The sequence below is a fragment of the Apilactobacillus micheneri genome (assembly GCF_006493595.1).
Classification (GTDB): domain Bacteria; phylum Bacillota; class Bacilli; order Lactobacillales; family Lactobacillaceae; genus Apilactobacillus; species Apilactobacillus micheneri.
On sequence record NZ_QUBI01000011.1, the window covers coordinates 1 to 7378 of the forward strand.

The 7378-nt window shown below is 26.4% G+C and carries 7 protein-coding genes; 1 reads left to right on the forward strand and 6 read right to left on the reverse strand.

The window, feature by feature from the left end; all coding sequences use genetic code 11:
• Positions 1 to 270 (reverse strand): tyrosine-type recombinase/integrase (locus DY123_RS07435; RefSeq protein ID WP_140936538.1); only part of this gene is annotated, 270 nt, incomplete at its 3' end.
• A 564-nt stretch (positions 271 to 834) separates the two neighbouring features.
• Between DY123_RS07435 and DY123_RS07440 the strand changes: the two genes are divergently transcribed.
• Positions 835 to 1461, forward strand: coding sequence for a hypothetical protein (locus DY123_RS07440; protein WP_140936539.1), 627 nt, complete (start codon positions 835 to 837; stop codon positions 1459 to 1461).
• A gap of 2078 nt (positions 1462 to 3539) precedes the next feature.
• Here the strand turns inward: DY123_RS07440 and DY123_RS07445 are convergent.
• The 5 genes from DY123_RS07445 to DY123_RS07465 all read right to left on the reverse strand — a co-directional run bounded on the left by DY123_RS07445 (position 3540) and on the right by DY123_RS07465 (position 7349).
• Entirely contained in the window at positions 3540 to 3800 is a 261-nt protein-coding gene (locus DY123_RS07445) for a hypothetical protein (protein ID WP_140936540.1), read from the reverse strand.
• Positions 3801 to 3968: 168 nt separating this feature from the next.
• Positions 3969 to 5222 carry a helix-turn-helix domain-containing protein gene (locus DY123_RS07450; RefSeq protein ID WP_140936541.1) on the reverse strand — a complete coding sequence of 418 codons (1254 nt, stop codon included), beginning with the start codon at positions 5220 to 5222 and terminating at the stop codon, positions 3969 to 3971.
• A gap of 85 nt (positions 5223 to 5307) precedes the next feature.
• Positions 5308 to 5592, reverse strand: coding sequence for a hypothetical protein (locus tag DY123_RS07455; protein WP_140936542.1), 285 nt, complete (start codon positions 5590 to 5592; stop codon positions 5308 to 5310).
• A 177-nt stretch (positions 5593 to 5769) separates the two neighbouring features.
• Positions 5770 to 5952, reverse strand: a complete 183-nt coding sequence (locus DY123_RS07460) for a hypothetical protein (protein WP_140936543.1) — start codon at positions 5950 to 5952, stop codon at positions 5770 to 5772.
• Between the two features lie 674 nt (positions 5953 to 6626).
• Entirely contained in the window at positions 6627 to 7349 is a 723-nt protein-coding gene (locus tag DY123_RS07465) for a tyrosine-type recombinase/integrase (RefSeq protein ID WP_140936544.1), read from the reverse strand.
• Between the last annotated feature and the right edge of the window lie 29 nt (positions 7350 to 7378).

Consider the following 7378-nt stretch of genomic DNA (forward strand, 5'->3'; position numbering starts at 1 on the left):
AACTAAATCATTTTTAGCATGGATCAATAACAATTCTTTGATTTTGCCAGTTTTAATCTCTCTAATTCTTAAATACTTTTTAACTTTGCCTTTATTTGTATAAACATCGCTATATTTTAAGTTAACAATATCGGAAATTCTTAAAACACAATTCATCCCAATACTAAACATCATAAAATTACGGATACCGAACTCATTATAATTTTTTAAATATTTTAAAACTCGCTTAATTTCACTTAAATTTTTTATGGGTCTTACGTCCTGTTTCATTTTTAAAAACTCCTGTTTATCGGTCTTTATCGGCGGTATCCATTTGTTTGATATATTGAAGTAATGGATACCCAACAAAATCAATTATATTTTAGATTTTCTAAAAAGTCAACGTTTTTCAACACTCGGTATCCATTATGTTATAATAGATATCGACAAGGGATAATATACTGATATGAAAGGCACAAAATAAGGGTAAAAATAGCCAAAATAAAAAAATAAAAAAGGGCTGTATTTTTGGGTATCCATTTGTTTAATAAAAATAGCCTGTTTTTTATCTAAAAAGCATCTCTTAAATTAAAAAAATAGTATGTAAATCAAAAAGCAATTTTTAACTTAATGAATTACATACAAAAATATAGAAGTTCTTAAAAGCTCATTTTTTGTCTTTAAAGTATAGCCAATTAATAGATAAATATTATTCAGTCGTTTATAAATGGTTTGGTTAGTTCAATCTTAATGATTATAAGTGCAAGGGGTCATTAATTGGGTGATGACCAGTTATTATAGGGATGCAGCAACGAACTAAAGCCACACGAACGCATATATAAAGGAGTTTTAAGCATGGAAAACATTAAAATTGAACAAATAGTTGCTTTGTTAAATATGGTTATTAGTCTAGTACAGTTAATAATAAGTTTATTCGTAGCATTTTTTGCTTTTAAAACTTTGAATAATGGACAAGAAACAATAAAAAGGCAAAAGTCAAAAGATTATGAAGAAGAAAAAAGACGAAACGACTATGAAGAAAAGAAACAAGCAATAAACATAAATTCATGGATAGAAGAATCTGATCAAAGCTCAGATAGCAAAGAATTAAAAGTATTCGCAGTATTGCAAAATAATAGTAATCAATGTGCATATAACGTCTGTTTCATGCTTAGAAACAGAGATGAAGTTGTTAAACCAATTAAAAAACAAAAATGTAAAGAATTTAACAAAGTATTTAAGGGGATAATTGGTGAACCAACAAAGATAAGATATCTGCCACCACATAAAACAATAAGAATAGAGCTTAAAAAAGATACTTTATTTGTGCCAGAAGTATTGTTTACAGATTCAAATAATATAGAGTGGTTTAGGGACTTTCGAGGTAATCTAATAAAATATAATTATATGAGTTTAGACTATTTTCATTTATTTACAGCATTCAGATTTTACCTTCCACAAAAAAATAGCTTGTATAAATAAAAAGGATATAAAGTGAAGCGTTATGTATTGTTATGATAAAAGAACATTTATAATCTATAACAAAATCATTGAAAATTATTAACAATAGTTAACTTAAAAAAGTAATGCTTTGAGTAACATACAGCCTTCAAACATTGCAGCAATAGTATATAAATGCATTTATAAAGCTTATGTATAGTTATAAGGCTGTAAATGTTAACTTTTATTAACTTTTTATATATAAGATTAATAAAAAATGCTATGTATTATTCCATAAAAAGGCTTATAAATACCGCTTAATAAGCAATATGAGAGATTTAAGAAATAATATTGCCGCATAATGTTAAGTTTTGTTAAGTTTTTTGATTAAAAAGTTAAATTAAAAAAGGTGATATGTAGGGATAAACTATTGATATATTTAACTTTTAACATTATAAATGTGCTTTAAATAATTTTCATAAAACTTAACAATTCTTAACTAAAAAAAGTTAAAAAGTTAAATAAATAGACTTTATCTTTTACATACACATATCATAAAAAACAAATAACATGTGCTAATACAGAGTACTGGATAGAAAATATATAAATATCACAAAATAACATGTACTAAAAAAATTAGACGTAATCACAAAATAAATATCATAAACGATATATTAAAAATTTGATTTTACTCTAGCCTGTTCATAAGAAAAATAATTTAGCTGCAAACTTTATTTAATAGATTAATGAAAACAAAAAAAGTGCCTAGCCACCACAGCAAGCACTTTTTACGGTAAATAATCAGTTTACCCACAATAATTCCAAGTAATCAGCTTGAAAATTATATTATCATGTTTATATTAATATTAATATACTTCTCAAACAGTATATTAAACTAAATATCATACATAATCAAATTATATATAAACTATCTAAAACAATAAAATTAATGATAATATAGCATTCGTACATTACTAATCATTTTGTACTTAAACCTCTACAAAGGAGGTGTTATATTATCATGTTTGTAGTAAAAATATACTTCTCACTTAGTATTAATTTTTCTTTAAATGATATCGCAAGTATGATCCAAGCTATTGTAGCTGTATTAACTTACGTTAAAATAACGAAAAATAATAATAAGTAGTTATAAGGGCGTAAATCACTTAATCACTGGTTTACGTCTTTTTTGTAAAAGAGTAAAGACAACATTTCTAAAAAAAGCTACATGAATTTAAAAATTTGTATAGCTTTTTTTGTTTAAAATAAAGAAATAAAATAACTAGAAATATTACAAAAAAACACCTTTAAAATATGATATGCTCTCGCCTGCACTATATTGAATAATAAGCCATTTTTGAGCAAAAATATTAAATAAAATTCACTAAGAAAAAACTGTTTTTTGAATTAATAAATTGAAATTACAATAAGAAAAAAAGCTACAAAAGAAAAAAACTTTTAGATTAAAAAATAATAAAAAAGATTTTTTAATCTTGCCTGCACTAGAAAAAAATAACTAAAAAAACACCACTCAAAAAGTGGCGTTATACATGTCGATATATAAACATTGATTGTTAACCTTTTTAATTATTAACAGAGCTATATTATAACATTTACAAATAAAAAGGGAACTTATCTATCACTTAATAAAATAATATTAATAATAAACCTAAAGTTATAAAAAGCTCATTTTTTGTCTTATGTTTATTATCAGTTATGGTTTTAAGCAATCAAAATAATAAAGGGATGCTATTATTAAGCCCAAAAATTACATTTAAGAGCTAATAGGATACAAAACAATAAATTTGTAAGCAGATAGAATAAAAGCTCTTAAAATGATGATTTTAATATTAAAACAATGAAAAGGATCTAAATGAATATAACCCCTTTAAAAAAGTAATAAAAAGTATGCATTTTACATTAAAAAACGTTCTTATAATCATCCCTAAACACCTACAAAATAAGGCATAAACGCAAAATAAAAAGTATATGTATAAAAATGTAAACTTTTGTAAACCTTGATAGACAAAAATACCGCCTATAAATAATAGACGGTACGACAGAAATCACAATAATTCTTCACACAAATTAAATTGCATAATATAAAAATAGTAAGCATATTACTTAGAACATCTAAGAATATACTCCCAACGATTACTATAATAATTATGCTTAACTAAATAATGACATTCAATAAGCTCATTAATACCCATTTCAAAGCTATATGTAGAATCATTACTAAAAGATGATAAATCTTTTAAAGTTACACTATCTAAATTACTACACTTAATAAGAACGCTAAGAACTCCCTTAGCTCGTAAGCTTAAAGAAATATCAGCAGCATAATCATCACTAATAGAACCTTTAACACGTATACGCATATACAAACCCCTTGCTATAATTTTAAATTATCTTTATAGAGTTAGTTAAAGTAACAATAAACAAAGATAGATACAGCATAAGAGAATAATAAAACACATAAGAAACAAATACAAAAGGACCACTAAATAATATTATCTATATAAAGACCCTTTTTTTGACCCACCACTTTATTTATTGAAAAATCTCTTAACTGTACTTCTACTTATTTTCAATTGCTTAGCTATTTGAGTATTATTCATCCCTTGTTCATGTAACTCCATAATTTGATTATTACGGTTTTCCCTTTTCGCCTTAGCTCCTGTAACTAGGCTCTTATCTTTACGTATCTTGTTACGTTTTAAGTTCTTCCTGCGGTACTTCTCATCTTTGCTAATTATTGATTTTAAATATAGTTGCTCATAGTCAGTTATATTAAGAACTTCTATAATTCTTTTATTTGAATATCTATACTTTGAAACATCTAAATAATTGATTTCATAGGCTAAGTTATTCATTTCTCTATTACCTAAAGGCTCTCTAAGGGTATTATTAAGCTCATTAATTTTGTCTATTACCTTGTCTTTATCGTCCATTGCTTGGGATGCTGCAGTTGCATAAATGAACAACATAGTTTCCCTACATCCCTTAATATCATAATCACGACTTGATATTAGCCATTCAATATCTCTACATCTGGCAATATGTAGCATATATATATTTTTAGTCATTCGGAAATTAATAGCTTTATTTTTACGCTTTTTAGGCTTATAAATTGGTAACAAGTCATTAACTAATTGGAACATATCATAACTGCAATTTTCATCCCTTACAATATGGCATAATTGTGGGTTATCTTGGTTCTTTAAATTATAAGTATTAGGAACTCTTAATAACCTAGCTGGATCAGTTGCTTTTTTATCACATAGTTCTGTATTAAAAACTGAAATAATAGCTTTATTCAATCTATCAGCAATAGTTCGCTCTAATTTACTCCATAATTTAACCATAGCGGGATGATTAACAATTATTTGATGTTTAAATGTAAAAACTAAATAATATCCATGCCCACTATCAACTACATAGCTGGGGTCCATTAACTCATCTTTATAAAACAAGTCTGCCTCAATAAATATTTCATACATGCAATTTATAAATTCATCCTTAGAAATTCCATTTTGCATACAATCAATGTCAAAATAAAGGGCATTCAGACCAGCTATATTATTATTACTACGTTTACGAGTATTAAAGGTGTTCAAAGTACAATAATAGTCATGTCTATCATCTGTATAATTATGTATATCGCTCAAGTCATTAGTGAATCTATTAAATACTGGTTTGCCCTTATGATTAAAGCCCACAAGGTTATTCATGCCCTTTTGAGAATGCCATTTTTCTGGTATAATAGTGTTTATAGATAAATATTTCTGTTTGGTGTTCATCTAAACAGTCCTTTCTGATTTTTGGTTAGATTGGTAAGGGTTCAAGGGCTTGCTGTTGGGGCATGTCCTTTTTATTTTGTCTAATTTACTTAGATATTTCTCTACGTTTTTTAACTTCTGATGCAAATATATTTTCGATATCTTTTATTTGGTCAAACATAACTCCGATAGACAAATCAAGAAGTTTATCCATCCTTTTAAGCTTTTGCTCAAAATATTCAACAGCAAGTTCTGGAGTATATTTGCCACTATGAACGCCACTTAAAAAACAGTCGATATCGTCCTTATCTTCAGCAACAATATTAAAAACTGTATAAACTTCATTAAGCTTAGTTATATTATTCTCTATATCCATAAAGTCCTTTTCCATTAATTGACATCCCTTTACTAATATAATTTTATATTGGGTATGGTTTTTGCACCCCTTATTATTAGAGCCCCTTAGTATAAACGCTCGTTGGGGGTTTAATATAGAACCCCATGAAGATATAGTAACATAATAAGCAAGACTAATTAATATATAGCTTAATAAATGATAATAAAATAACTATTTGCTAGTTACATAATCATCAATAGCATTAGTAATTTTTTGGTACTTTTCGTCACTGTTTGAATATAGATAGGTGCTATAAAGAGTTGACTGGCTGATATTTAAAAGAATAGTTAGATCATGAATTTTCAAACCATTATCTTTAGCATAGCTCTTAACCTTATCTTTTATATTATTCAATATGAACATCCCCTTCTAAAAATAAAAAAGGCAACATCAGAATTTTACTGAAGTTGCCTTTTTGTAATATATATTTTTTATAATGATTATTAAAATTGCACTATATACAACAAAATTATCTTTACGATAATCATAAAAACCTTTTATAACCGTTGTTATTGAGGCATTTTTTAATTTTTCCAATATCCAAAAATTGCACAATTTGTTGTATTTATGGAACAGATATAATACAATACTAAACGAAACGATGTAAAAAAACATCGCATTATGTCATACTTTTTGACTGATGTATTTATGAAAAAATCATATTAATTAAACTACCAATTTAACTAATATGTTCGAATTTAACAATACTTTTAGAACTGTATACCGACCAAAGCATAAGAGTTCTAAAGACAACTCATTTGAGACTTAGCAAACTACCAATTTGTTAAGTCTTTTTTGTTTTCAAAGAACTATAAAAAATTAATCACTTCAAGTAACTATTATTTTTACTGTTGTTATTATAGCATGTTGATATTTAAATCAAAAAAATGTTTTTTCATTTTCTTCATAGAGCAAAATAAAAAGCGTGACACTATAAGCCCAGAATAGCTTAGCAATCACGTTTTTAGATTGTAACAAGATTTATATTAAAATGTTTCATGAAACATTTTATACAAAATATTTTTAAATTATATATTAATATTAAAAGCACTATTTTCGGCAACTCGTTGGTTTATGCTCTCTTGTTCTAGTCCTAGATAGTTAAGTGTAATGCCTTCGCTTGAATGATTTAAAGTTTTCATGGCTAAAGCAATGTCATTACTTGGATGTATATCCTTATCCCTTAGAACATCATCAAAGCCACCACGATAAAATAAATATGCTCCCGTTTTTCTAGGAGTATGAGTGCCTAAATGTTCAACTCCCGTAGCTTTTGACACTTGTTTCATTGCTTTATAAAAAGTCTTTTCTGAAACGTGTTGAGTGGGATGCTGGGAACTTGGAAATAACCAATAGTCATTTTTATTAACTTCCTTTGCATTCTTACCAGTACCAACAATCATCTTTTCATTGTTTTTAAGTGGTGCCATATATTTATCTGGCTGGCTATTTATAAAGTTATCTAACCAACGTTTATATTCAACTAAATCATTTTTAGCATGGATCAATAACAATTCTTTGATTTTGCCAGTTTTAATCTCTCTAATTCTTAAATACTTTTTAACTTTGCCTTTATTTGTATAAACATCGCTATATTTTAAGTTAACAATATCGGAAATTCTTAAAACACAATTCATCCCAATACTAAACATCATAAAATTACGGATACCGAACTCATTATAATTTTTTAAATATTTTAAAACTCGCTTAATTTCACTTAAATTTTTTATGGGTCTTACGTCCTGTTTCATTTTTAAAAACTCCTGTTTATCGGTCTTTA

Bases quoted from the DNA above. Each gene is read 5' to 3' on its own strand.
- DY123_RS07455 (WP_140936542.1), bottom strand. From the start codon at position 5,592: ATGGAAAAGGACTTTATGGATATAGAGAATAATATAACTAAGCTTAAT.
- DY123_RS07450 (WP_140936541.1), bottom strand. From the start codon at position 5,222: ATGAACACCAAACAGAAATATTTATCTATAAACACTATTATACCAGAA.
- DY123_RS07465 (WP_140936544.1), bottom strand. From the start codon at position 7,349: ATGAAACAGGACGTAAGACCCATAAAAAATTTAAGTGAAATTAAGCGA.
- DY123_RS07445 (WP_140936540.1), bottom strand. From the start codon at position 3,800: ATGCGTATACGTGTTAAAGGTTCTATTAGTGATGATTATGCTGCTGAT.
- DY123_RS07440 (WP_140936539.1), top strand. From the start codon at position 835: ATGGAAAACATTAAAATTGAACAAATAGTTGCTTTGTTAAATATGGTT.